Source organism: Pseudomonas sp. MS01C9, assembly GCF_058202755.1.
Genome location: NZ_CM177073.1, coordinates 1,465,001 through 1,488,680 on the forward strand (window position 1 = coordinate 1,465,001; position 23,680 = coordinate 1,488,680).

Below are 23,680 nucleotides of genomic sequence, written 5' to 3' on the forward strand. Positions count from 1 at the left end.
CCACAACCCGAGTTGGCGCCTTACTGCAATCCACCCCGCCCATCCCGTCAATTTCTGCATTGGCGTCATGCTCAAGGTCAGTAGCAGCAGAATCAGTGCTCCCAACCCAAGCCTATCCACCAGCACCTTGCCCGGATCAGGCCCCAACGCACTCATCAACGCCTCATAAAGCCAGAGCAGCGGCCAGACTGCCACCGCCATGAAGACGCCGATCCGCCACACTGGAAAATGCATCAGTAATCCTTCCTCAGGTCCATCCCTGCATAAAGAGAGGCCACTTCATCCTGGTAACCATTGAACATCAATGTATCGCGGACGTTTGGACTGAATAACCCGCTCGGCAAGCGACGCTCGCGCGCCTGGGTCCAGCGCGGATGGTCTACCGTCGGGTTGACGTTGGCATAGAAACCGTACTCGTCCGAGGCAATGCTTTGCCAGGTGGTTTTAGGCTGCTCGCTGACCAGGCTGATGCGCACAATGGACTTCACGCTCTTGAAACCGTACTTCCATGGAACAACCAGCCGCAAAGGTGCGCCATTCTGGTTTGGCAGCTCTCGCCCATACATGCCGACAGCCAGGATCGCCAACGGGTTCATCGCCTCATCCAGCCGCAAACCCTCCACATAAGGCCAATCGATCAAGGCAAACCCAGAGCGCTGCCCGGGCATCATCTTTGGATCCTGCAACGTTTCGAAGCGGATGTATCGGGCCTTTGAGGTCGGCTCGACCTGCTTGAGCAACGCGGAAAGGGGAAAGCCGATCCATGGAATGACCATCGACCAGGCCTCAACGCAGCGCAAGCGATAGATACGCTCCTCCAATTGATAAGGCTTCATGAAATCTTCCAGCGCATAGCGCCCCGGCTTGCCCACCTCGCCATCCACTACCACGCTCCAAGGCTCGGTTTTCAAGGCGCCGGCATTGGCCGCCGGGTCCCCCTTGTCGGTTCCGAACTCATAGAAGTTGTTGTAATGGGTCGCGTCCTTGAATGGCGTGATTGACTCATTCTTGACCGTGACGGCGCCCCACTGGGCGGATGGCAGTTTCTCGGTGAACCAGGCAGGCGCCATGCCAGGCTCCACATCGGGATAACGTGCGGCATCAGCAGCACTCGCCCAACGGGAAACGCCACTCATGGCAACGCCAGCCACCACGGTAGCCGCCAGTATCTGGCGACGAGAAAGATAGAGGGATTCAGGCGTGACATCCGATTCACGGCAGTCGGACGACTTGGAGACTTTGATCAACATGACAACTCCGCAGCATTGGAGGGCAGATGCACCAATAGACTGCGGAGTATGGGGGAAATTACATTAAGGCAACGTTTAGCCTCGGCGAAGACGCAACAGATACTGCGCTGGCCCGGAAGCGGCATAGGCGAGGAATACCAGCAGCAGGATACGCGGCGGATCGCTGAAGACAACCGCGAATACCAATACCACCGCCAGGATCGCAACGAACGGCACGCGCCCCTTCAGATCCAGTTCCTTGAAGCTGTTGTACTTGATGTTACTGACCATCAGCATACCGGCCGCCGCTACCAGCAGCGCCACCAGGAAGGACATTTTCGACCCCTGGATGCCATAGTCGCTGAACGCCCACACAACCCCCGCCACGACGCCTGCCGCAGCCGGACTCGCCAGGCCGATGAAGTAACGCTTGTCAGCCTTGCCCACCTGCGTATTGAAACGCGCCAGCCGCAAGGCCGCGCCCGCCACATAGATGAAAGCGACCATCCAGCCGACCTTGCCCATATCCCCCAGCGCCCAACCGAATGCCAGCAAGGCCGGGGCCACACCAAAGGCGACCATGTCTGACAGGGAGTCGTACTCGGCGCCGAAAGCGCTCTGGGTATTGGTCATGCGAGCCACGCGCCCGTCCAGGCCATCGAGCACCATGGCGACAAAGATCGCGATGGCCGCGAACGCGAAATAACGGCTCGCCCCGGCAGCATCGCCAGCGCTCAACGCAGCCTGGGCACTCATGGAGCTGATGATGGAATAGAAACCGGCGAACAGGTTGGCGGTGGTGAACAGATTCGGCAGCAGATAGATGCCACGATGCCGGACCTTGCGGCCTTCAGCGTCATGACCTTCTTCGACGTGCTCATCGATGGGCAGCATGCTTTCGGCGTCAGGAGCCTGGTTTGGCTCGTCGGGACGTTCGCTCATGGACAGTACCTTGCAACGGTGTGAAAAAATTCGACAGGTGTCTGGGACGACGGTTCGGCCGCAAACGATGCAGCTTTATACCAGAAGCAGCCGTCCAAACGAAAAAACGCGGCCATGGCCGCGTTTTCGATCAAGCTCGCGACTCAGTTCTTGGCTTTGTCGACGATCTTGTTGGCGCTGATCCAAGGCATCATCGAGCGCAGTTGCTCACCAATGATCTCGATACCGTGGGCAGCGTTGTTGCGACGCTTGGCAGTCATCGAAGGGTAGCCGGTGGCGCCTTCACTGATGAACATCTTGGCGTACTCGCCGTCCTGAATGCGTTTCAGGGCGTTGCGCATGGCCTGGCGGGACTCGGCGTTGATCACTTCCGGGCCAGTCACGTACTCGCCGTATTCGGCGTTGTTGGAGATCGAGTAGTTCATGTTGGCGATACCGCCTTCGTACATGAGGTCAACGATCAGCTTCAGCTCGTGCAGGCATTCGAAGTAAGCCATTTCTGGCGCATAGCCGGCTTCAACCAGGGTTTCGAAACCAGCCTTGACCAGCTCCACGGTACCACCGCACAGAACAGCCTGTTCACCAAACAGGTCGGTTTCGGTCTCGTCCTTGAAAGTGGTTTCGATGATGCCGGTACGGCCACCGCCCACACCGGCGGCGTAGGACAGTGCCACATTCTTGGCGTTGCCCGAGGCATCCTGGTAGATAGCGATCAGGTCAGGGATACCGCCACCCTTGACGAATTCGGAACGCACGGTGTGGCCCGGGGCCTTCGGTGCGATCATGATCACGTCGAGGTCAGCACGCGGCACGACCTGGTTGTAATGGATCGAAAAACCGTGGGAGAAAGCCAGGGTCGCACCCTTCTTGATGTTCGGTTCGATTTCGTCGCGATACAGAGCGCCCTGGAACTCGTCCGGAGTCAGGATCATGACCAGATCGGCAGCGGCAACGGCGGAAGCCACATCAGCCACTTTCAGACCGTGGGCTTCCGCCTTGGCAACGGTGGCCGAGCCTTTACGCAGGCCGACGGTCACGTCGACACCGGAATCTTTCAGGTTGCACGCCTGGGCGTGGCCTTGGGAACCGTAACCGATAATGGCGACTTTCTTGCTCTGGATGATCGACAGGTCGCAATCTTTATCGTAGAAAACTTTCATGAATTTCCCCTATATCCGGCCGTTCAGGCCATTCGCTAATTTGGTTTAGATGCTCAGTACTTTGTCGCCACGGGCAATGCCGGTAACGCCACTGCGTACGGTTTCCAGAATCGAGGCGGTGCCGATCGATTGAATGAAGCTGTCGAGCTTGTCGCTGGTACCGGTCAACTGAACGGTATAGACGCTGGCGCTGACATCAACGATCTGCCCACGATAAATATCGGTGGTGCGCTTGATCTCGGCGCGCTGGGCGCCGGTGGCCTTGACCTTGACCAGCATCAGTTCGCGCTCGATGTGAGCGCTCTCCGACAGGTCCACGAGCTTGACCACCTCGATCAGCTTGTTCAGGTTTTTGGTGATCTGCTCGATGATTTCATCATGCCCCACCGTAGTCAGCGTCAGACGCGACAGGGTCGGGTCCTCGGTAGGCGCCACGGTCAGGCTTTCGATGTTGTAGTTGCGCTGCGAGAACAGGCCTACTACACGAGACAGAGCACCCGGTTCGTTTTCCAGAAGCAGGGAAATAATATGCCGCATGATTAGGTACGCTCCGTCTTGCTCAGCCACATATCGCGCATGGAACCGTCTTTGATCTGCATCGGATAGACGTGTTCGCTGGTATCGACCTGGATATCGAGGAATACCAGGCGATCCTTCATGGCGAAAGCCTCCTCGAGCCCGGACTTCAGGTCTTTAAGCTCGGTGATGCGAATCCCCACGTGACCATAGGCTTCGACCAGCTTGACGAAGTCCGGCAGAGATTCCATGTAGGAATGCGAATGACGGCTGCCATAGCTCATGTCCTGCCATTGGCGAACCATACCCAGCACGCCGTTGTTCAGGTTGACGATCTTCACCGGCAAACCGTACTGCAGGCAGGTGGACAGCTCCTGGATGTTCATCTGGATACTGCCTTCGCCCGTGACGCAGGCGACATCGTTATCCGGAAAGCTCAGCTTGACGCCCATGGCCGCGGGGAAACCGAAGCCCATGGTGCCCAGGCCACCGGAGTTGATCCAGCGGTTGGGTTTGTTGAACTTGTAGTATTGCGCGGCAAACATCTGGTGCTGGCCCACGTCCGAGGTGATGAAGGCATCGCCCTTGGTCACTTCGCACAGGGTTTCGATCACTGTCTGCGGCTTGATCACGCTGCCGTCGCCCTTGTCATAAGGGAACAGGCCACGGTCGCCACGCCATTCATCCACCTGCTTCCACCAGCTGGCGACAGCGTCCTTGTTCGGCGTCTCGCCGATCTCCTTGAGGATAGCGACCATCTCGGTCAATACGCTTTCCACCGGCCCGACAATCGGCACGTCTGCCTTGATGGTCTTGGAAATGGACGCAGGGTCGATGTCGATATGGATGATCTTGGCGTTCGGGCAGAATTTCGCCGGGCCGTTGATGACCCGGTCATCGAAACGCGCACCGACGGCCAGGATCACGTCCGCATGGTGCATCGCCAGGTTGGCGGTGTAGCTGCCGTGCATGCCGAGCATGCCGATGAACTGACGGTCGGTACCCGGAAACGCGCCCAGGCCCATCAGCGTATTGGTTACCGGCAGGTTAAGCATCTTCGCCAGTTCAGTCAGCGGCGCGGAGCCGCCCCCCAGGATCACGCCGCCGCCGGAATACAGCACGGGACGCTTGGCCGCCAGCAGCATTTCTGCCGCCTTGCGGATTTGCCCTGAGTGACCGCGTACAGCTGGACTGTAGGAGCGCAGCTTGGCTTTTTTCGGAAAGACGTATTCGAATTTCTCGGCCGGGTTGGTCATGTCTTTCGGGACATCGACCACCACCGGGCCGGGACGGCCGGATTCGGCCAGGTAGAAGGCCTTCTTCATGACCTCCGGGATTTCCGAGGCGTGCTTGATCATGAAGCTGTGCTTCACGATCGGCCGGGAGATACCGATCATGTCGGTTTCCTGGAACGCATCGGTGCCGACCATGGTGCTAGGCACCTGGCCGGAGATGATCACCATCGGAATGGAGTCCATGTAGGCGGTGGCGATACCGGTGATGGCGTTCGTGGCGCCAGGGCCGGAAGTTACCAGTACCACGCCGGCCTTGCCGGTGGCGCGGGCATAGCCGTCAGCCATGTGGGTCGCCGCCTGCTCGTGACGAACCAGGATGTGGGTCACTTCCGGCTCTTTGAACAGGGCATCATAGACATGAAGAAGAGCACCACCCGGGTACCCGTAGATATATTTGACGCCTTCGTCACGCAAGAAGCGGACGAGCATCTCACCGCCAGATAAAAGCTCCACGTTGTTCACCTCTAAAACGCCAGAATACCGACCCTCGACAAGGGGACGGGTCTTAATAGGTTTACTTCTCGGCAGAGCATGAGCGACGGTGGTCGCCGACTACGTCAGCACTGACTGAGCAAGTATTGGGATCGTCCCAAGTGTTGCGGGCCTTTCCCACCCAGCGCGAGGTAACGCGTTGCGGGTGTAACAGGTCGACGCGGATATGCGCCTCATGATCTGCCGAGTGGGTCTGCTTCTGGCAGTCCCTCTACAGCGGACTTTGGATTCTTCTGTTTCGCCTTCTGCAAGTCAAGTCGTCTATGTGCTTTATTGAAGTAAGCGCATGAGAACGCAAGAAAAAACCTTTAAACGGCTACTGTGTTAGCTTCAATTGCGCAACCCATGACAAGGAAACAGCATGCGAATGATCCTCCTGACCGCCAGCCTGCTGGCTGGCCTGAGCCCAATGTGCATGGCCGGCCAGGTCTACAAGTGGGTGGACGCCCAGGGCGTTACCCATTTCGGTTCCCAGCCGCCACAAGGCGCAGAAGCCACCACCGTGATTAAATCCGCTCCATCGCCTGCCGGCAAGCCGCCAGCGCCCCCCACCGGCGGTGCCATTGGTGACCAGAAGGTCATCGATCAGGAGGTGAAGAAACAGGTCGCCGAGCAGGAGGCCCAGCTCAAGGCTTTCTGCGAACAGGCCCGGACCAACCTGGCGCAACTGCAGAACAACCCGAGGCTGCGCGAGGAAGTGGAGGGGGAAATACGCCGCCTCACGGATGAAGAGCGGCGTCAGCGTATCGACGAAACGCGCCAGCAGATCGAAGAGCACTGCCAGTGACGACGGTCAGCTGGCCTCGCTGATCAACTGGTCGAACTGCGCCAGCAACCGTTGCAGCTCGACGCCCTGTCCCGGGCGCTGGGCATAGACCATTTCGGCCATGGCCAGGATGCCCGAGGCATTGGGCAATGGCAGGTCGTTTTCCAGGATGGCTTTCATGCGAGGCAGGAAGATCCACTGCAGCCATTGTTCAAAGTCCAGGGTATCGACCGCGAATGGCTCGACACTGGCCAGCGCTTCGGCCGAAGGCGAAACGCTGCTCCACCAACCCTGAACCCGCAGCTCTCGCTCGATCAGCAGCAACTGGTCGGCGATCCGAGGGAAGCGACCGTCCATCAGAGCGAAACCTTGGCCTTCTGGCGGGCCAGCGCCGCGCCAGCAGAATCGCCCTGCTTCTCACGGGCCTGGGCGATCAATTCCCACAGGCTGGCCTGAAGTGCCGGACGACCACTAGTAAATGTCAGGCCACGACGAGCCAGTTGCTCGGCTTGCGGCGCATCGCCTTGGGCCAGACGCACCTGGGCCAGGCGATAAAGAACCTGGGGTTCACGTGGCGCAACGCGTTGAGCGCGCTCCAGGCTGGAGGAAGCACCATTCAAGTCACCGCCGGCCTGTTGCTGCTGGGCCGTGGTCAACAGGGCCAGTACCGGCCCGTCCAGCTGTTCATCGGCGGACAAGCCACCGCTGTTGGACGGCGCAATGCTACCCGACGTCGACGGCATGCTGTAGCTGCCCTGGTCGATCGGCGAACCGTTGACAGGCCCTGGCGTGATCGGGCCAGACGTGACCGGACCCGGCGTGATCGGCTGGCTGCTGATCGGAGCCGAAGTGGCCGCACCACCGCCCGGTACCATGACCACGACACCGGAGTCACCCTGGGGAATAGCCTGGGCCTGCCCTTGCACCGGGCGCTTCACTGTCGTCTGACGGAAACCGCCGCTGGCCGAGACCCGCTCGCTGTTGGAAACCGCCGTGCCGGCATCGACCACCGGAATAGAACCACGTTGTACGGTGGAGCAACCACTGAGCAAAGCCACGGCAGTCACCGCTGGAATCAACCACTTGTTCACTTGAAACCCTCTTTGCTTAATTCATCCAGTCCTTGACCCAATCCATCACCGATTCGGCGGGATTCGTACCGCCACAGGCGGCACCGGGTGGCGGTTCGCTGCCGCGAATATACGGCATCTGTACCGCCCCCGGACAATTGGCGTCGGAGCCCTGTCCGGTACGGGAATCGACCCAGGCCTGGACGATGTTGTCCGGTTGCGGCATATCCAGCGGCAACGGATCAGCCTTGCGCATGAAACTGGTCCAGACTTGCAGCGCGCCAGTGGCACCGGTGAATGGCGTCTTGCCGTTGTCATCACGACCAAGCCAGACCACTGCCAACAGATCCTGGCTGAAACCGGCGAACCAGCTATCGCGCGAATCGTTACTGGTACCGGTCTTGCCCGCCAGAGTCAGGGTCCGGGGCAGCACGTTATAAACCGAACTGCCGGTACCTTCACGCATGACCCGCTGCATGGCGCTCTGGATCAGATAGATGGAGGCCGGATCGAAACGCTGCTGGATCTGGAACGGGTAGCGCTTGAGAGGCTCGCCGTCGGCGGTGAGCACGCTGCGGATCCCGCGCATCGGTGTATTGAAGCCACCGTTGGCCAGCGTCTGGTACATGGCCGCTACTTCGATCGGCGTGAGACCACCGGCGCCCAGCAACATCGATGGGAACGCCGGGAGTTCACGGTTGACCCCCAGGCGCGCCAGGGTCTTGAGCACGTTCGGCACACCGACTTCCATGCCAAGGCGCGCCGTGGACAGGTTGTAGGAATGCGCCAGCCCCTGGTACAGGAACACCGTACCGTGGGTGCGGCGATCATAGTTCTGCGGCTTCCAGACCTGGCCATCCGCCCCCTTGACCGAGAAGGCCTCGTCGGACAACCAACTGGTCAAGGTGTACTGGCTCGGTTTCTCCAAGGCCGTGAGGTACACCGCCGGCTTGATCAGCGAGCCGATCGGACGCACCGCATCCAAGGCCCGGTTGAATCCGGCAAAACTGGCCTGGCGACTGCCGATCATGGCCTGGACTTCACCGGTTTCCGGATTGGTCACCACCATGGCAGCCTCGACTTCATCGGCGCCCTTGCGCCCGCCCAGTCGCTTGAACGTGTCTTCGACCGAGGCCTCGGCCTTCATCTGCAGGATCGGATCAAAACTGGTAAAGATGCGCAGGCCTTCTTCGGTCAAGTCTTCGTCGCGGTAGTCCTCACGCAGTTGACGCTTGACCAGGTCAAGAAAACCGGGGAACGAACTGTCCGCCAGACTGCCGCGCTTGGTCACGCCCAGTGGCATTTTTTTCGCCGCCTCGACCTGCTCGGCCGTCGCCACGCCCTGTTGCTGCAACAGATCCAGCACCAGGTTGCGTCGTTCGAGGGCGCGTTCGGGATTGCGACGCGGATTATAGGAAGACGGCCCCTTGACCATGCCCACCAGCAACGCCACCTGGTGCAGCTTGAGCTCGGACAGTGGCTGGCTGAAGAAGAACTGGCTGGCAAGGCCGAAACCGTGCACCGCCCGCTGGCCATCCTGGCCGATGAAGACCTCGTTGAGGTAAGCCTCGAGGATTTCCTGCTTGTCGTAATGCAGCTCCAACAGCAAGGCCATCATGGCTTCGGTGAGCTTGCGAGAGAGGCTGCGCTCGTTGGTCAGGTAGAAGTTCTTGACCAACTGTTGGGTCAGGGTACTGCCGCCCTGGCGCATGTGGCCCGAGGACGTGTTGACCCAGACAGCGCGGGCTATCGACTTGGGTGAAACGCCGAAGTGATGATAGAAGTCCCGGTCCTCGACGGCGATCAGCGTGTCGATCAGGAACGGCGGTACCTGGTCGATCTTGATCAGGATCCGGTCTTCCAGGTTCTTGGGATATAGCCCACCGATCAACAGGGGCTCGAGGCGCACCACCGATAGATTCGCATTCTTGGCACCGGTCAGCGCGGCCACATAGTCGCCCGAAAACCGCACCCGCACCGGTTGCGCCTGCTCCATGCCTTCATAGAACTGGAACCCCCGGGTATTGAGTTCAACGGTATTGCCATTGACGGAAGCCGCCCCCGGCCCGTTGGCCACGCTCTCACGGCGGTAGCCCAGGGCATCGAGTTCGGTGAGGAAATCATCGCGGCTCAGTTTCTGGCCGACGAACAACTCCAGCGGACGCGCGTAGACCTTGGCCGGAATCATCCAGCGCTTGCCGGAGAACTTCTCCTGGACCACGGCATCGAGGTAGACGGCAAAACCGGCGAGCACGACGAGGCCCACCAGGCTGAGTTTAAGGGCCCAGCCCAACCAGGGCCGCAGGCGGCTGGCGGGTGGTTTCTTGGGGGTACGGGGGGATCGGGTACGAGTCATGGCGGCGGATTATACGCACTTTGCGGCGGTTCAACATGAGCCCGCAAACCCGCCTGACAGAACGGGACCATCCGGTTTGCGTTAGCGCGGCTTGCCGCCATAATGACGACCTTGATTTCCAGACTCTGAAGGATCGCCTGTGAGCCAGTCCCTGATCGCTGCCCTGCAAAACCCGGCCCTCTACCCGCATCCCGTCGAAGGGTTCCAGGTCATCGAAACCCATATTTCCTGGGTCTTGCTTACCGGCCCGTACGCCTACAAGTTCAAGAAGCCGGTCAATTTCGGCTTCCTCGATTTCACCGACCTCGAGTCCCGCAAGCATTTCTGCGGCGAAGAGCTGCGCCTGAACCAGCGATTGACCCAGGATCTCTACCTGGAGGTGCTCCCGATTACCGGCAGCGTCGAAGCACCACAGCTGGGAGGCGACGGCCCAGCCATCGAATATGCCTTGAAGATGCGTCAATTTCCCCAGAGCCAACTGCTCAGTACATTGCAGGCCAATGGCGAACTGACGACCGCACACATCGATGAAATGGCTGAACAGATCGCCAGGTTCCACCTTTCCACGCCCAAGGTCCCAGCCGAAAACCAGGCGGGCACTCCCGACAGCGTGATGGCTCCGGTGCGGCAGAACTTCGAACAGATCCGCCCCTTCCTCAGTGACAAGGCCGACCTGGCGCAGCTCGAGGCCCTGCAGGCCTGGGCCGAAAGCAGCTTCGAACGCCTCAAGCCACTGTTTACCCAACGCAAGGCCGAAGGCTTCATCCGTGAATGCCACGGCGACATCCACCTGGGTAACGCTACCGTGATCGACGGCAAGGTGGTGATTTTCGATTGCATCGAGTTCAACGAGCCATTCCGCTTCACCGACGTCTATGCCGACACCGGATTCCTGGCCATGGACCTGGAAGACCGCGGCCTCAAATCGCTGGCCCGGCGCTTCGTCAGCCAGTACCTGGAGCTGACCGGCGATTACCAGGGCCTGGAACTGCTGAACTTCTACAAGGCCTACCGTGCGCTGGTACGGGCCAAGGTCGCGCTGTTCAGCATGTCGGCCGAAGACCCCGTACAGCGTGCCACTACCCTGCGCCAATACCGCAACTACGCCAACCTGGCTGAAAGCTACAGCACCATCCCATCTCCTTTCCTGGCCATCACCCACGGTGTTTCGGCAGTGGGCAAAAGCCATGTCGCGATGCGCCTGGTGGAAGCACTGGGCGCGATTCGCCTGCGTTCGGATGTGGAACGCAAGCGCCTGTTCGGCGAGCAACAGGTTCAGAACGATCCACAAGCCGGCATTTACAGCAGTGACGCCAGCGCTACCACCTATGCCCGCCTGCATGACGTCGCAGGGGCCATCCTGCACGCCGGGCTCCCGGTGATCATCGACGCGACCTATCTCAAACATGATCAACGCAACGCAGCCGCGAAGATCGCCGAAGCAACGGGCGCGCCGTTCCTGATCCTGGACTGCGATGCGCCGCAGGCAGTCATCGAAAGCCGCCTGGCGCAGCGTCAGGCCGACCACAAGGATCCGTCCGACGCGAACCTCGCCGTGATCGCTGCCCAGCAGGCCAGCCGCGAGCCCCTGACGCCGGAGGAAATCCTGTGCAGCAAGCCGGTCCAGACCAATGAAAGCGCCTCGCTCGATGAGGTCGTCGCGCAAATTCGCCAGCGCCTGCCAAATCTGTAAACAACTATTTCGGTCGTGAAGCGACGCTCGGCTTCACGACCGTCAACTGGTGGCACTATACTGGCGTCATAAAACCAACAGGTGCGATGACATGAGCCATCCCAAGCTTCTCAACACTCCGCTTTATGACTTGCTGCGCAAGGATGACATCGCAGGCTTCAACAGCGAGCGCCCTCAAGGTCCGGTCGACATGCGTGGCGGCGACTTCCGTGGTCTCGATCTGCGGGAATTGAACGTGGACGACGTCGATTTTACCGATGCGTATTTCCGTTCCGCCGATTTGCGCGGCGTCGATTTCCGCAAATCGAAACTGGAGGGCGCAAGCCTGGCCCACGCCCAGATCTCCGGTGCCTATTTTCCGCCGGAGCTGTCAGCCGACGAGATCCTCATGTCGATGAATTTCGGTACCCGACTGCGTTATCGCACTCGCTGAGGATGTGACACCCAAGCGCCATCGCCTCCAGAGCCCCTGCTCGCGCTGGAGGCAGGCACGTCGTCGCGTGCCCTGCTGCATCGTGCGTTATGCATTAGAAGCTTTTGCGCCGATTCCGACCAAAGAATCACGCTTTTCCTACTGAGCGCTACACTCCTGAGAAACTTGCCCACTGCACCAGTCGGCCGTCGCAAGGAGGCTCGATGAATGATGAACTGCAACATCTGAAAAATCTGGGCAAGACATCGGCCCAGTGGCTGCACGCCGTGGGTATCCACAGTGCTTCCGATCTGCGTCGGCTCGGCGCGGTCGATGCCTACCGCGCCGTGCGCACTCGTGGATTCCGAGCCTCGAAGGTATTGCTGTACGCCATCGAGGGGGCCTTGATGGATGTGCACTGGAACGACATCCCCGCCGAACGCAAGGAGGCCCTGAACCAACAGCTGGATGCTATTTCGACACGTCACAAAGCCTGATCGAACCACTTGGCTGGCGGCACCCGGCATGTCGCTCGGATTATTTCGAAGGTTCAGGAAAAGAAAGTTTGACTTGGTAATGAGAATCGCTATGATTACCACATCCAGTCGCGAGACTGGTCGATATTTGAACAGCCCTTGGTTCGGACTCTCAGATATCTCCTCATCAGGCTAATCACGGTTATTCGACCCGGCTCTTGCCGGGTCTTTTTTTGCCTGCCGGAAACAGGTGCTCGCGCCTACGACTCTCCGCGCATCTGCGCGCAGTAGTCCACCGGTGGCGTGGCGGGTGTGTACCACACGTAATCCGCCATGGCCGACGTCACCTCGCTGCCCTCCTCGGCCAGCATCAGCACCCGCGGCGCTTCTGCCGCGCCGAGATCCAGCGTGTGCAGCGGCACGCCGACGTCCTTGCGGCCATGCCAGGCGCCAGCCAGCAATAATGCAGGCGTCGGCGCCTGCAGCAATCGCTCGGCCATGCGCCTGTCACGTTGCTGCTGGACAGCCAGCATCGCCGGCATCTGCGACTCCGGCAACAAGCCACAATGGGATTCCCTGATCTGTCCCAGCAGTTCGTCTTTCACAACCGCCGCGTTGGAGCGAGGCCCAGTGAGGCCCGGTGCCTGCTTGTAAAAGCGCTGGATTTCGACGGTGTCCAGGTTGGCGGCCAGCAGTGGATAGGGTTGAGCCAGCGCAAACGTCACTACCGGTCCATACAGATTCCAGTCCCAGCCGGGCGACCAACCCAGCGCGGCTGGCAGCTCCTCAGGCAATACCGATGACTTGCGCACCGCATCGACCCGCGGCTGTTGTTCCGGTGTCAGCATTTCCAGCAACAGGCTGCCTTGAGGCCGTTGTGCGCCGAGGGCCTGGAGCAACCATTCTTGCAAGGCGTGGTGATCCTGATTGTCGTGTCGCTCCCCCACGATCAACCGAGGTGCCATTGCCAACTGTTCGACCAACGCCTGGGGCGTGACGGCCTGGCCTGTGTGCAGATCGCGAATACGCCCGGCGACCGGGGGTGGCGAGATGCTTTGGCAGGCTGACAATACACTCAGCAATAGAATCAGGATCAGGCGCACAAGCTGTATCCTCATTGAGCCCTTCAGCGGGCGATGATCAATGGGTGCCCGCGCTCCGGATGGGGTTGTACCAGCACTTCCAGGCCGAATACCGCCTTGAGCGTTTCCGGGCGCAGCACATGTTGCGGTGTATCCAGCGCCACCGGACGGCCGGACGCAAGCAACAACAGGCGATCACAGTAACGCGCCGCCAGATTCAGGTCATGCAGAATCACCAGCACGGCAGCGCCGCGATCGGCGAATTCACGCACCGCCTGCAGGATCGTATGCTGGTGCAGCGGATCGAGCATCGAGGTCGGTTCGTCCAGCAGCAAGGTTTGCCCCGCCTCTCCCGGCCACAACTGCGCAAGCACCCGCGCCAGATGCACCCGCTGGCGCTCGCCCCCGGACAATGCCAGGTAACTGCGGCCATGCAGATGCGCGGCGTCGGCGGCTTGCAGCGCCGAGGCCACGATTTGTCCATCGCGCACCCGACCGCTGCGATGCGGCAAGCGGCCCATGCCGACCACCTCTTCCACCCGGAACGCGAAATCCAGCGTCGACGACTGCGGCAATACCGCCAGGCGACGGGCACGTTCGGAGCCGTCCCACTGGGACAGGGGCCTTTCATCGAGCCAGACCTGCCCCTGGCTGGGACGCAACTCGCCACACAGGCCCGCCAGCAACGTGCTTTTGCCCGCGCCATTGGGGCCGAGTACCCCAAGCACCTCGCCGCGCTCAAGCGCCAGGTCAACGCCGGCCAATACGGTTTTCCGGCCACGATGAATGTGCAGGTTCTGCGCGCGCAGCATCAGGCACGCCCTCGCACCAATAGATAAAGGAAGAACGGCGCGCCGATGAACGCCGTGACAATGCCGATCGGCAATTCCGCCGGAGCCAGTGCCAGGCGCGCCACCAGATCGGCCAACAGCAGCAGGCTGCCACCCGCCAGCACTGAGGCCGGCAGCAGGATGCGATGATCAGGGCCGGCTATCAGGCGCACCAGGTGCGGTACCACGAGCCCGACAAAACCGATCATGCCCGCTGCCGCCACTGCCGCGCCAACGCCCAGGGCGGTGCAGAACACCAGTTCGCGCTTGAGTCGCTCGACGTCGATCCCCAGGTGAGCAGCCTCGGACTCTCCCAGCAACAGGGCATTGAGGGCCCGGGCCCGACGTGGCAGCCAGGCCACAACGCCAGCGCAGACCAGCAACAGCGGCCATAACCGCGCATAACTGGCACCATTGAGGCTGCCCAGGTTCCAGAAGGTCAGGGTGCGCAGGGTCGCGTCATCCGCCAGGTAGGTGAACAGGCCGACGGCCGAAGCCGATAGCGCGGTCAGGGCAATGCCGGCCAGCAGCATCGTAGCGACGTGAGTCTGGCCGTTGCGTCGGCCCAGGCGATAGACCAGTGCTGTGACACCAAGCCCACCGAGAAACGCACACAGCGACAATACATAGGGGCCGAACGCTTCGGGCAGCCCGCCCATCACGGCCCCGCCGACAATGGCGAATGCAGCGCCCAGCGCCGCGCCGCTGGACACTCCGACCAGTCCCGGGTCCGCCAGCGGGTTGCGGAACAACCCCTGCATCGCCACGCCGGACAAGGCCAGTACCCCCCCTGTCGCCAGGCCCAGCAACGTGCGCGGCAAACGGATCTGGCCAAGGATCAGTTCAGCCTGCTCCAGGTTGTCGGCAGCCACCGGCAACCCCATCAGATGCAAGGCGGCACGCCCGGTATCGAGCAACGGCAGGCTTACCGGCCCCAGGGCCAGTGACAGCCAGATCGCCAATAGACACAACAGACTCAGGCCGATGAACAGGACGCGCGGCTGGACCTGCGGCCTCATTGTGTCTCGACCAGCCCGGGATAGAACCTGGCGGCCAGGGCTGCCAGGCTTTGCGGCAAGCGTGGGCCCAACCCGCCGACCAGCAAGGTCGGGTCGAGCTCGATCACACGCCCGTCCCTGGCGGCACGGGTCGAGGCGAGAATCGGATTTTCCTTGAACAGCGCCACACGGGCTTCTTCGCCACTGAGCACTCGATCGGCGAACACCAATACTTCAGGATTCAGACTGGCCAGGGTCTCCACCGAAAACGGCTTGTAACCGCTGTGGGTCGCCAGGTTCTGGCCTCCGGCCTGTTGCAACAGCCAATCGGCAGCAGTGCCTTTGCCAGCGACCAATGGCTTGCCTCCCGAGTGCCCCACCAACAGCAGCACGCCGGGCGCCTTTTGCTTGAGTTGAGCCTGGGACACTCGCTCTTTTTGCACCGCAAGCTGTTCTTGATATTGCTGGAACAACTGCTCAGCCTTGGCCTCGGCGCCCAGCAAACGGCCCAGATGTGACAGGTTTTCCTTGAGGGTCGGGACGTCAGGGGTTGCCGAGAACAGTTCGACCTGCACCCCGGCGCTGCGAATCTGTGCCAATACAGGCGGCGGGCCCATTTCCTCGGTGCCCACCAGGATCTGTGGCCGCAGGCTCAGCACACCCTCTGCCGATAACTGCCGCTGGTAGCCGATGCTGGGTAGCGCGCGCAGGGATTCGGGGTGCTGGCTGGTGGTGTCCACGCCAACCAGCTTCGACTCCCCTCCCAGCGCACTCACCCACTCAGACAATGCGCCACCGGCACTGACCCAGCGCTGTGGCGCCTGCGCTGCACTGGCCCACTGGCTGGCCAGTAACGCAGCAAACAGTACGGCAACGCGGATATTCAGGCGCATCAGGCAGCTTCCTCAAAGAAGTTGTTCGCAGGTGCGGGCACAGACCCGTCAGGCCAAGTATCCTCACTGCTGCGAAGGAAGCGCCATTTGATAATTGTTTTCATTTGACCGTCAAGCGCTCCGAGACTCGCGTTCAAGACAGGTTCCATTCGCCATGAAATATCAGGACATCCATGAAGTTTCTTTGCAGCGCCGTCGAACTACCTGACAACAGTAGTCGCGGTTTCGACATCGATGGGCGAAAGGTGCTAGCGGTACGTCGCGCGGGCCAGGTCCATGCGTATTTCAACCGCTGCCCGCATCGCGGCGTGCCACTGGAATGGCAACCCGACCAGTTCCTCGACCCCAGCGCCAGCCTGATCCAATGCGCCACCCATGGCGCCCTGTTTCTGATCGAAAGCGGCGAGTGCGTGGCCGGCCCTTGTGCCGGCCAGTTCCTGGTCGCTCTAGAGTGCCGGGAGGACGAGCAAGGCATCTGGGTCAAGCTGTAGCGGCTCGAGCAGCACCGGCAGCGGACGATCCACCCACATCTGCTCGGGCGTCAACGTGACCCCATAAGCCAACACCTCCACTCCCGCCGCCACGGCCTCGCGAAGCGCGGCCGCGTATAGCGGGTCGATCTCCCCCGCAGGACGCACGGCCTGGATGCCACTCAGGTTCACACAATACAGCTGCACCGCACGCACGCCCTGCCGGGCCAGGCCCGCCAGTTCTCGCAGGTGTCGTGCCCCGCGCTGGGTCACCGCATCGGGAAACGCGGCGACATCCGTTCCATCGAACCCCAAGGTGACACTCTTGACTTCGACCCAGGCCGAGCCGAGCTCATAGTCCAGGCGAAAATCGATGCGGCTGTTCTCCACACCGTAAGCCACTTCACGTTTCAACCCGACAAAGCCGTTCAGCTCACTGATCACGCCGGCACGCAGCGCTTCTTCGACCAAGGCATTGGCCCGCGCCGTATTGATGCAGGCCAGCCTGCCCTGAGGGGTTTCGCCGATTTCCCAGGTGCCGGGCAACTTGCGCTTGGGGTCGCTGGAACGGCTGAACCAGACGCGCGCGCCTGGCGACATGCAGTTGAGCATCGAACCGGTGTTGGGACAGTGAATGGTCAATTGCTCGCCGTCGGCGGTTTCGATATCGGCGAGAAAACGCTTGTAACGTCGGATCAACCGGCCTTCTTCGAGTGCAGGAGAAAAACGCATCAGCCTTGCCAGCTCCGAAGCCCGCGCGCGATACGCTCCACCGCTTCCTGCAAGCGCGGCAAGCTCTGGGTGTAGGCGAAACGCACATGGTGCCCGGCCTGATGGCGGCCGAAATCCAGCCCCGGCGTAAACGCCACGTGTTCGGTTTCCAGGAAATGCTGGCAGAAAGCAAAGGCATCGCCACCGAACGCGCTGATATCGGCGTAGAGGTAGAATGCGCCCTGCGGCTCGACCGCGATGCCGAAGCCCAGCTCACGCAAGGCCGGCAGCAGAAAGTCGCGACGCAGTGCGAACTCGGCCCGGCGCTGCTCGAAAATCTCGATGGTGGCCGGCTCGAAACAGGCCAGGGCGGCGTGCTGGGCCATGCTTGGTGCGCTGATGTAGAGATTCTGCGCGAGCTTTTCCAGCTCCCCGACAGCGGCCAGAGGAGCCACCAGCCAGCCAAGTCGCCAGCCGGTCATGCCGAAATACTTGGAAAAACTGTTCAGGACAAAGGCCTCGTCGTCGACTTCCAGCACGCTGGCGGCATCGGTGCCGTAGGTCAGGCCGTGGTAGATCTCGTCCACCACCAAATGACCATTGTGCCCCTTGATGGCCCTGGACAGTCCGGCCAGCTCGTCCCGGGTGAGGATCGTCCCGGTAGGGTTGGCCGGCGAGGCCACCAGTGCGCCGACACTGTCCTGGTCCCAGTGACGGTTCACCAGGTCCGGCGTCAGCTGGTACCGCACCTCCGGCCCCACCGGAACCAACTGCGCCGCCCCCTCCACCAACCGCAGGAAATGACGATTGCAGGGATAGCCGGGATCGGCCAGCAGCCAATGCTTGCCCGGATCCACCAGCAAGGCACTGGCCAGCAACAATGCGCCGGAGCCGCCCGGGGTGACCAGGATGCGCCGGGGATCGATCTGTACGCCATAGCGCTGCCCATAGAAACCGGCGATGGCTTCGCGCAGCTCGGGGATCCCACGGGCCGCGGTGTAGCGGGTCTTGCCCGCCGCCAGCGCGGCCTGGCCAGCCTGGATGATCGGCTCGGCGGTGGTGAAATCCGGCTCGCCAATCTCCAGGTGGATGACATCGTGGCCGCTGGCCTGCAGTTCGTTGGCCCGGGCCAGCAGTGCCATGACGTGGAACGGTTCGATGGCGCGGCTACGCGCACTGTAGGGCTGAGCCATTGGCCTTCCTTGCAAAGGAAAAAGAACCGATTCTACCCAAGCCGGGAACGAGCGCGAACCCAAAGCTGTCAGAGCCCTGTCGCAAGAAATGAGTCCGGCGATTGACCCAGGCTTGACTAGAATCAAGCATTGAGCAGGATTACCACTTCACCGCACCGCCCCCGGCCAGTTCCTGCAAGCCCCACGCACCGCAGGCTCGACAACCGGGAGTAGCGCGGCCCGATTCGATCTGGTAAGTTCGCCCGCTTGCAGCCGCAGGGCCGGCAGGTGTCGGTGATGGAGCAATCCTGCGTAGTGGATTACAAGAGTAGAGGCGGTCCATTCATGCCCACCCAAGCAAAGCAAAATCAGAACCAGTCGCTCAGCGGGTTTGAGCCTTATGTCCCTAAAGAGGGCGAAGAGTACATGGGCGCTCCCATGCGCGCGCACTTCACCAGGATCCTGAACAAGTGGAAACAGGACCTGATGCAGGAAGTCGACCGCACCGTGGACCATATGAAAGACGAAGCGGCCAACTTCCCCGACCCGGCCGACCGTGCCAGCCAGGAAGAAGAATTCAGCCTCGAACTGCGCGCCCGTGATCGTGAACGCAAGTTGATCAAGAAGATCGACAAGACGCTGCAACTGATCGAGGACGAAGAATACGGCTGGTGCGAGTCCTGCGGCATCGAGATCGGCATCCGCCGACTGGAAGCCCGCCCGACCGCCGACCTGTGCATCGACTGCAAGACCCTGGCGGAAATCAAGGAAAAACAGGTCGGCAAGTAATTGCCCGGGCTGTCATGAAAACGGAGCGTCCACACGCTCCGTTTTTTGTTTCTGGCTTGAATACGGGATAACGAGGCCTGGCATTTTGTGGCGAGGGATTTTATCCCCGTTGGGCTGCGAAACAGCCCTGAAACCCGAAACCGAGAAGGCCGTGCCGTCTGGATGGGGCCGCTTCGCGACCCAACGGGGATAAAATCCCCTCGCAACAACGCCATGCCTGACTTAAACAACAGTAACCATTCCCATGACCGCCACCTCTGCCTACATCGGCCGCTTCGCCCCTACCCCGAGTGGCCATCTGCATTTCGGTTCGCTGGTCGCTGCGCTGGCTTCGTACCTGGACGCCCGGTCCGTGGGTGGGCGCTGGCTGTTGCGCATGGAAGACCTCGACCCGCCCAGGGAAGAGCCTGGCGCACAGGCGGCGATTCTCAAGGCCCTGGAGGCCTACGGTTTCGAATGGGACGGCGAGATGGTTCGCCAGAGCGAACGCCATGAAGCCTACGATCAGGTCATCAATCGCCTGTTCAGCCAGGGCCTCGCCTATGCCTGCACCTGCTCGCGCAAACAACTGGAGGCTTATCAGGGTGTTTATCCGGGGTTGTGCCGCAACGCCGGGCACGACACCGCCGATGCCGCGATCCGCTTGCGGGTGCCGGAGCTCGAATATCATTTCACCGACCGGGTACAAGGTCCGTTCCGCCAACACCTGGGCCGCGAGGTGGGGGATTTCGTGATCCGTCGTCGCGACGGGCTCCACGCTTATCAATTGGCGGTGGTCCTGGACGATGCCTGGCAAGGGGTGACCGACATCGTGCGTGGCGCCGACCTGCTGGATTCCACGCCACGCCAGCTATACCTGCAGGAATTGCTCGGACTGCCGCAGCCGCGTTACCTGCACGTGCCGTTGATCACTCAGCCGGACGGGCACAAGCTCGGCAAATCCTATCGTTCGCCACCGCTGGCGGCGGACCAGGCCGCGCCGCTGCTGCTGCGGGCGTTGCGGGCGCTAGGTCAACAACCGCCCGCGGAACTGGTCGACGCCAGCCCCCGGGAACTGCTGGATTGGGGCATTGGCCACTGGGACGCAGGCAAGATCCCGCGCACACTGACCCTGCCCGAAGCGCAAATACGCTGACGGCTCTTGCAGCCTGGCACCCATCCGTTACCATCGCCGCACGTTTTCGGGCACGCGCTTAAAAAAGAGAGGCCGGGATGTACATCTATCGCTTGGTCCTGCTCCTGGTAGTGGGGATCTACCTTTTCTCCCCGGCCATCATGGATTGGTGGATCGATGCCACGGGCGCCTGGTATCGGCCTTATCTGCTCTGGCTGATCCTGATCGTCGTGACCTTCATCCTGCAGAGCCAAAAAGATGCCGATGAGCTTTAGCCTGACCCAGATGATCCTGATCAGCGCAGCCTACCTGGCGGTGCTGTTCGGCGTGGCCTGGATCAGTGAACGGGGCATGATTCCCCGGGCGATCATCCGCCACCCGCTGACCTACACCCTGTCGCTGGGCGTCTACGCCAGTGCATGGGCGTTCTATGGCACGGTCGGGCTGGCCTACCAGTACGGCTACGGCTTCCTGTCGAGCTACCTTGGTGTGTCGGGCGCGTTCCTGCTGGCGCCGGTGCTGCTTTATCCGATCCTGAAGATCACCCGCACCTACCAACTGTCGTCCCTGGCCGACCTGTTCGCCTTTCGATTCCGCAGTACCTGGGCCGGCGCGCTCACCACGATCTTCATGCTGGTGGGCGTGCTGCCCTTGCTGGCCCTGCAGATGCAGGCCGTGGCCGATTCCATCAGCATCCTTACCCACGAGCCGGTGCAGCACCGGGTAGCGTTGAGCTTCTGTGTCCTGATCATCCTGTTCACCATTTTCTTCGGCTCCCGGCATATCGCCACCCGGGAAAAGCACGAAGGCCTGGTGTTCGCCATCGCCTTCGAGTCGGTGATCAAGCTGATCGCCATCGGCGGGGTCGGCCTCTATGCCCTGTACGGCGTGTTCGATGGCCCGCAACAGCTCGAACTCTGGCTGCTGCAGAACCAGACTGCCCTCGCCGCGCTGCACACGCCCTTGCAGGAAGGTCCATGGCGCACGCTGCTGCTGGTGTTCTTCGCCTCGGCGATCGTGATGCCGCACATGTACCACATGACCTTCACCGAGAACCTCAACCCGCGCTCACTGGTAAGCGCGAGCTGGGGCCTGCCACTGTTCCTGCTGTTGATGAGCCTGGCAGTGCCGCTGATTCTCTGGGCCGGATTGAAACTGGGAGCCAGCACCAATCCCGAGTACTTCACCCTGGGCATCGGCATCGCCGCCAACAGCCCGGCCCTGGCCTTGCTGGCGTATATCGGCGGGTTGTCGGCGGCCAGCGGGCTGATCATCGTGACCACCCTGGCACTGTCGGGGATGGCCCTCAACCATCTGGTGCTGCCGCTTTACCAGCCGCCGGCCGAAGGCAATATCTATCGCTGGCTGAAATGGACCCGGCGGGCACTGATCGTGGCGATCATCATGGCCGGCTACGGGTTCTACCTGATGCTGGGGGACGGACAGGACCTGGCCAACCTGGGCATCGTCGCCTTCGTCGCCACCCTGCAGTTCCTGCCGGGTGTGCTGTCGGTGCTGTATTGGCCCACCGCCAACCGTCGCGGCTTCATCGCCGGCCTGCTGGCGGGCATCCTGGTCTGGCTGGTCGCCATGCTGCTGCCGTTGCTGGGCAATTTGCAGGGTTTCTACATCCCCCTGCTGAACATGATCTACGTGCTCGACGACACCAGCTGGCACATGGCGGCCATCGCCTCGCTGGCGGCGAACGTACTGATGTTCACCTTGATCTCCCTGTTCACCAACGCCAGCAGCGAAGAGGCCAGCGCCGCCGAAGCCTGCGCCGTGGATAACGTCCGCCGCCCACAGCGCCGCGAACTGCACGCCGCCTCGCCCCAGGAGTTCGCCACGCAACTGGCCAAGCCCCTGGGTGCCAAGGCTGCTCAGAAGGAAGTCGAACAAGCCCTGCGCGACCTGTACCTGCCCTTCGACGAACGCCGCCCCTATGCCCTGCGCCGCCTGCGCGACCGCATCGAAGCCAACCTGTCCGGCCTGATGGGCCCCAGCGTGGCCCAGGACATGGTCGAGACCTTCCTGCCCTACAAGGCGGGCGGGGAAAACTATGTCACCGAGGACATCCACTTCATTGAAAGCCGCCTCGAAGACTACCACTCGCGCCTGACGGGCCTTGCCGCCGAACTGGACGCCCTGCGTCGTTATCACCGCCAGACCCTGCAGGAACTGCCGATGGGCGTGTGTTCCCTGGCCAAGGACCAGGAAATCCTGATGTGGAACAAGGCCATGGAAGAACTGACCGGGATCGCCGCCCAACGCGTGGTCGGTTCGCGGCTGAGCACCCTGGGCGAACCCTGGAAAGGCCTGTTGCAGGGTTTCATCGACCTTCCGGACGAACACTTGCACAAGCAGCACCTGGCCCTCGATGGACAGACCCGCTGGTTGAACCTTCACAAAGCCGCCATCGATGAGCCGCTGGCGCCCGGCAACAGCGGCTTGGTGTTACTGGTCGAAGACCTGACCGATACCCAGATGCTCGAAGACAAGCTGGTCCACTCCGAGCGACTGGCAAGCATCGGCCGGCTCGCCGCCGGCGTGGCGCACGAAATCGGCAACCCGATCACCGGCATCGCCTGCCTGGCGCAGAACCTGCGCGAAGAGCGCGAGGACGATGCCGAACTCACGGAAATCAGCAGCCAGATCCTCGAACAGACCCGACGCGTGTCGCGTATCGTCCAATCGCTGATGAGCTTCGCCCATGCCGGCGGCCACCAGCACAACGATGAGCCCGTCTGCCTGGCCGAAGTGGCCCAGGATGCGATTGGTCTGCTGGCCCTCAACCGGCGCAATTTCGAAGTGCAGTTCTTCAACCTGTGCGACCCGGACCACTGGGTCGACGGCGATCCCCAGCGGCTCGCCCAGGTGCTGATCAACCTGTTGTCCAACGCGCGCGACGCCTCGCCTGCCGGCAGCGCCGTGCGAGTCAAGAGCGAAGCCAGCGAACACACGATCGATCTGATCGTCGAAGACGAAGGCAGCGGTATCCCACAGAACATCATGGATCGATTGTTCGAACCCTTCTTCACCACCAAGGATCCTGGCGAAGGCACCGGACTGGGCCTCGCACTGGTCTATTCCATCGTTGAAGAGCATTATGGACAAATCACCATCGACAGCCCGGCCGATGTTCAAAGCCAGCGCGGCACCCGTATTCGGGTAACCTTGCCGCGTCATGTCGAAGCGACGTCCGCTGTGAACTGAG

At 61.4% G+C, this 23,680-nt stretch carries 24 protein-coding genes (1 of these 24 only partly in view); 9 read left to right on the plus strand and 15 right to left on the minus strand.

Features of this window, described 5'->3' with window-relative positions:
• The 6 genes from msrQ to AC1M7R_RS06770 all read right to left on the minus strand — a co-directional run.
• A protein-coding gene (msrQ, locus tag AC1M7R_RS06745; protein WP_490610311.1) for a protein-methionine-sulfoxide reductase heme-binding subunit MsrQ crosses the window boundary here: on the minus strand, positions 1–234 show its beginning. 387 nt of this gene lie to the left of the window's left edge; 234 of the gene's 621 nt are visible here — the first part of the coding sequence; the start codon lies at positions 232–234; the stop codon falls past the left edge of the window.
• Positions 234–1,250 (minus strand): protein-methionine-sulfoxide reductase catalytic subunit MsrP, encoded by a 1,017-nt coding sequence (gene msrP / locus AC1M7R_RS06750; protein WP_072398658.1) that lies wholly within the window; start codon positions 1,248–1,250, stop codon positions 234–236. Before msrP ends, msrQ begins: the two co-directional genes overlap by 1 nt.
• 75 nt (positions 1,251–1,325) lie before the next feature.
• Positions 1,326–2,171 (minus strand): CDP-diacylglycerol--serine O-phosphatidyltransferase, encoded by an 846-nt coding sequence (pssA, locus tag AC1M7R_RS06755; RefSeq protein ID WP_072398657.1) that lies wholly within the window; start codon positions 2,169–2,171, stop codon positions 1,326–1,328.
• A 143-nt stretch (positions 2,172–2,314) separates the two neighbouring features.
• Positions 2,315–3,331: a ketol-acid reductoisomerase gene (gene ilvC / locus AC1M7R_RS06760; RefSeq protein WP_072398656.1), complete on the minus strand. Its 1,017-nt coding sequence runs from the start codon at positions 3,329–3,331 to the stop codon at positions 2,315–2,317.
• Positions 3,332–3,376: 45 nt separating this feature from the next.
• Positions 3,377–3,868 (minus strand): acetolactate synthase small subunit, encoded by a 492-nt coding sequence (ilvN, locus tag AC1M7R_RS06765; protein WP_003205610.1) that lies wholly within the window; start codon positions 3,866–3,868, stop codon positions 3,377–3,379.
• 2 nt (positions 3,869–3,870) lie between these two features.
• Complete coding sequence (locus AC1M7R_RS06770) at positions 3,871–5,595, minus strand: acetolactate synthase 3 large subunit (protein WP_072398661.1); 1,725 nt, start codon at positions 5,593–5,595, stop codon at positions 3,871–3,873.
• 400 nt (positions 5,596–5,995) lie between these two features.
• On the opposite strand from AC1M7R_RS06770, the gene AC1M7R_RS06775 reads away from it, so the two are divergent.
• Positions 5,996–6,421, plus strand: coding sequence for a DUF4124 domain-containing protein (locus AC1M7R_RS06775; RefSeq protein WP_072398655.1), 426 nt, complete (start codon positions 5,996–5,998; stop codon positions 6,419–6,421).
• A 6-nt stretch (positions 6,422–6,427) separates the two neighbouring features.
• On the opposite strand, the gene AC1M7R_RS06780 is transcribed toward AC1M7R_RS06775, so the two are convergent.
• The 3 genes from AC1M7R_RS06780 to mrcB are packed head-to-tail and all read right to left on the minus strand — an operon-like array spanning position 6,428 to position 9,826.
• Positions 6,428–6,757, minus strand: a complete 330-nt coding sequence (locus AC1M7R_RS06780; protein ID WP_072398654.1) for a YqcC family protein — start codon at positions 6,755–6,757, stop codon at positions 6,428–6,430.
• The gene (locus AC1M7R_RS06785; protein ID WP_072398653.1) at positions 6,757–7,491 is read right to left on the minus strand and encodes a tetratricopeptide repeat protein; all 735 of its coding nucleotides are present in this window, start codon (positions 7,489–7,491) and stop codon (positions 6,757–6,759) included. Before AC1M7R_RS06785 ends, AC1M7R_RS06780 begins: the two co-directional genes overlap by 1 nt.
• 16 nt (positions 7,492–7,507) lie before the next feature.
• Positions 7,508–9,826, minus strand: a complete 2,319-nt coding sequence (gene mrcB, locus AC1M7R_RS06790; RefSeq protein WP_072398652.1) for a penicillin-binding protein 1B — start codon at positions 9,824–9,826, stop codon at positions 7,508–7,510.
• A gap of 139 nt (positions 9,827–9,965) precedes the next feature.
• On the opposite strand from mrcB, the gene AC1M7R_RS06795 reads away from it, so the two are divergent.
• The 3 genes from AC1M7R_RS06795 to AC1M7R_RS06805 all read left to right on the plus strand — a co-directional run bounded on the left by AC1M7R_RS06795 (position 9,966) and on the right by AC1M7R_RS06805 (position 12,428).
• The gene (locus AC1M7R_RS06795) at positions 9,966–11,519 is read left to right on the plus strand and encodes a bifunctional aminoglycoside phosphotransferase/ATP-binding protein (RefSeq protein WP_072398651.1); all 1,554 of its coding nucleotides are present in this window, start codon (positions 9,966–9,968) and stop codon (positions 11,517–11,519) included.
• Positions 11,520–11,610: 91 nt separating this feature from the next.
• Positions 11,611–11,952, plus strand: coding sequence for a pentapeptide repeat-containing protein (locus AC1M7R_RS06800; protein ID WP_072398650.1), 342 nt, complete (start codon positions 11,611–11,613; stop codon positions 11,950–11,952).
• Between the two features lie 203 nt (positions 11,953–12,155).
• Positions 12,156–12,428, plus strand: a complete 273-nt coding sequence (locus tag AC1M7R_RS06805; protein WP_072398649.1) for a TfoX/Sxy family protein — start codon at positions 12,156–12,158, stop codon at positions 12,426–12,428.
• Between the two features lie 239 nt (positions 12,429–12,667).
• On the opposite strand, the gene AC1M7R_RS06810 is transcribed toward AC1M7R_RS06805, so the two are convergent.
• The 4 genes from AC1M7R_RS06810 to AC1M7R_RS06825 are packed head-to-tail and all read right to left on the minus strand — an operon-like array spanning position 12,668 to position 16,210.
• On the minus strand, positions 12,668–13,510 hold the full coding sequence (locus AC1M7R_RS06810; protein WP_490610312.1) for a ChaN family lipoprotein: 843 nt from the start codon (positions 13,508–13,510) through the stop codon (positions 12,668–12,670).
• 23 nt (positions 13,511–13,533) lie between these two features.
• Positions 13,534–14,301 carry a heme ABC transporter ATP-binding protein gene (locus tag AC1M7R_RS06815; protein ID WP_072431982.1) on the minus strand — a complete coding sequence of 256 codons (768 nt, stop codon included), beginning with the start codon at positions 14,299–14,301 and terminating at the stop codon, positions 13,534–13,536.
• A complete protein-coding gene (locus AC1M7R_RS06820) occupies positions 14,301–15,338 on the minus strand; it encodes a FecCD family ABC transporter permease (RefSeq protein WP_072398646.1) in 1,038 nt (345 codons plus the stop codon). The genes AC1M7R_RS06815 and AC1M7R_RS06820 overlap by 1 nt, the downstream gene beginning before the upstream one ends.
• A complete protein-coding gene (locus AC1M7R_RS06825; RefSeq protein WP_072398645.1) occupies positions 15,335–16,210 on the minus strand; it encodes a heme/hemin ABC transporter substrate-binding protein in 876 nt (291 codons plus the stop codon). Before AC1M7R_RS06825 ends, AC1M7R_RS06820 begins: the two co-directional genes overlap by 4 nt.
• Positions 16,211–16,383: 173 nt before the next feature.
• Between AC1M7R_RS06825 and AC1M7R_RS06830 the strand changes: the two genes are divergently transcribed.
• Positions 16,384–16,701 carry a Rieske (2Fe-2S) protein gene (locus AC1M7R_RS06830; RefSeq protein ID WP_072398644.1) on the plus strand — a complete coding sequence of 106 codons (318 nt, stop codon included), beginning with the start codon at positions 16,384–16,386 and terminating at the stop codon, positions 16,699–16,701.
• On the opposite strand, the gene sfsA is transcribed toward AC1M7R_RS06830, so the two are convergent.
• Entirely contained in the window at positions 16,657–17,412 is a 756-nt protein-coding gene (gene sfsA / locus AC1M7R_RS06835; RefSeq protein ID WP_072459665.1) for a DNA/RNA nuclease SfsA, read from the minus strand. The two genes, AC1M7R_RS06830 and sfsA, sit on opposite strands and share 45 nt — an antisense overlap.
• Positions 17,412–18,584, minus strand: coding sequence for a pyridoxal phosphate-dependent aminotransferase (locus AC1M7R_RS06840; protein ID WP_072398642.1), 1,173 nt, complete (start codon positions 18,582–18,584; stop codon positions 17,412–17,414). The genes sfsA and AC1M7R_RS06840 overlap by 1 nt, the downstream gene beginning before the upstream one ends.
• Positions 18,585–18,908: 324 nt before the next feature.
• On the opposite strand from AC1M7R_RS06840, the gene dksA reads away from it, so the two are divergent.
• The 4 genes from dksA (at position 18,909) to AC1M7R_RS06860 (ending at position 23,679) form a co-directional block, all read left to right on the plus strand.
• Positions 18,909–19,352 carry an RNA polymerase-binding protein DksA gene (dksA, locus tag AC1M7R_RS06845; RefSeq protein WP_072398641.1) on the plus strand — a complete coding sequence of 148 codons (444 nt, stop codon included), beginning with the start codon at positions 18,909–18,911 and terminating at the stop codon, positions 19,350–19,352.
• Positions 19,353–19,596: 244 nt separating this feature from the next.
• On the plus strand, positions 19,597–20,487 hold the full coding sequence (gluQRS, locus tag AC1M7R_RS06850; RefSeq protein ID WP_072459664.1) for a tRNA glutamyl-Q(34) synthetase GluQRS: 891 nt from the start codon (positions 19,597–19,599) through the stop codon (positions 20,485–20,487).
• A 77-nt stretch (positions 20,488–20,564) separates the two neighbouring features.
• Positions 20,565–20,741: a hypothetical protein gene (locus AC1M7R_RS06855; RefSeq protein WP_003176118.1), complete on the plus strand. Its 177-nt coding sequence runs from the start codon at positions 20,565–20,567 to the stop codon at positions 20,739–20,741.
• Positions 20,725–23,679 carry a sensor histidine kinase gene (locus AC1M7R_RS06860; protein WP_165887275.1) on the plus strand — a complete coding sequence of 985 codons (2,955 nt, stop codon included), beginning with the start codon at positions 20,725–20,727 and terminating at the stop codon, positions 23,677–23,679. Before AC1M7R_RS06855 ends, AC1M7R_RS06860 begins: the two co-directional genes overlap by 17 nt.
• Position 23,680: the final 1 nt, after the last annotated feature.

Bases quoted from the DNA above. Each gene is read 5' to 3' on its own strand.
- msrP (WP_072398658.1), bottom strand. From the start codon at position 1,250: ATGTTGATCAAAGTCTCCAAGTCGTCCGACTGCCGTGAATCGGATGTC.
- pssA (WP_072398657.1), bottom strand. From the start codon at position 2,171: ATGAGCGAACGTCCCGACGAGCCAAACCAGGCTCCTGACGCCGAAAGC.
- ilvC (WP_072398656.1), bottom strand. From the start codon at position 3,331: ATGAAAGTTTTCTACGATAAAGATTGCGACCTGTCGATCATCCAGAGC.
- ilvN (WP_003205610.1), bottom strand. From the start codon at position 3,868: ATGCGGCATATTATTTCCCTGCTTCTGGAAAACGAACCGGGTGCTCTG.
- AC1M7R_RS06775 (WP_072398655.1), top strand. From the start codon at position 5,996: ATGCGAATGATCCTCCTGACCGCCAGCCTGCTGGCTGGCCTGAGCCCA.
- AC1M7R_RS06780 (WP_072398654.1), bottom strand. From the start codon at position 6,757: ATGGACGGTCGCTTCCCTCGGATCGCCGACCAGTTGCTGCTGATCGAG.
- mrcB (WP_072398652.1), bottom strand. From the start codon at position 9,826: ATGACTCGTACCCGATCCCCCCGTACCCCCAAGAAACCACCCGCCAGC.
- AC1M7R_RS06800 (WP_072398650.1), top strand. From the start codon at position 11,611: ATGAGCCATCCCAAGCTTCTCAACACTCCGCTTTATGACTTGCTGCGC.
- AC1M7R_RS06805 (WP_072398649.1), top strand. From the start codon at position 12,156: ATGAATGATGAACTGCAACATCTGAAAAATCTGGGCAAGACATCGGCC.
- AC1M7R_RS06815 (WP_072431982.1), bottom strand. From the start codon at position 14,301: ATGCTGCGCGCGCAGAACCTGCACATTCATCGTGGCCGGAAAACCGTA.
- AC1M7R_RS06820 (WP_072398646.1), bottom strand. From the start codon at position 15,338: ATGAGGCCGCAGGTCCAGCCGCGCGTCCTGTTCATCGGCCTGAGTCTG.
- AC1M7R_RS06825 (WP_072398645.1), bottom strand. From the start codon at position 16,210: ATGCGCCTGAATATCCGCGTTGCCGTACTGTTTGCTGCGTTACTGGCC.
- AC1M7R_RS06830 (WP_072398644.1), top strand. From the start codon at position 16,384: ATGAAGTTTCTTTGCAGCGCCGTCGAACTACCTGACAACAGTAGTCGC.
- sfsA (WP_072459665.1), bottom strand. From the start codon at position 17,412: ATGCGTTTTTCTCCTGCACTCGAAGAAGGCCGGTTGATCCGACGTTAC.
- AC1M7R_RS06840 (WP_072398642.1), bottom strand. From the start codon at position 18,584: ATGGCTCAGCCCTACAGTGCGCGTAGCCGCGCCATCGAACCGTTCCAC.
- dksA (WP_072398641.1), top strand. From the start codon at position 18,909: ATGCCCACCCAAGCAAAGCAAAATCAGAACCAGTCGCTCAGCGGGTTT.
- gluQRS (WP_072459664.1), top strand. From the start codon at position 19,597: ATGACCGCCACCTCTGCCTACATCGGCCGCTTCGCCCCTACCCCGAGT.
- AC1M7R_RS06855 (WP_003176118.1), top strand. From the start codon at position 20,565: ATGTACATCTATCGCTTGGTCCTGCTCCTGGTAGTGGGGATCTACCTT.
- AC1M7R_RS06860 (WP_165887275.1), top strand. From the start codon at position 20,725: ATGCCGATGAGCTTTAGCCTGACCCAGATGATCCTGATCAGCGCAGCC.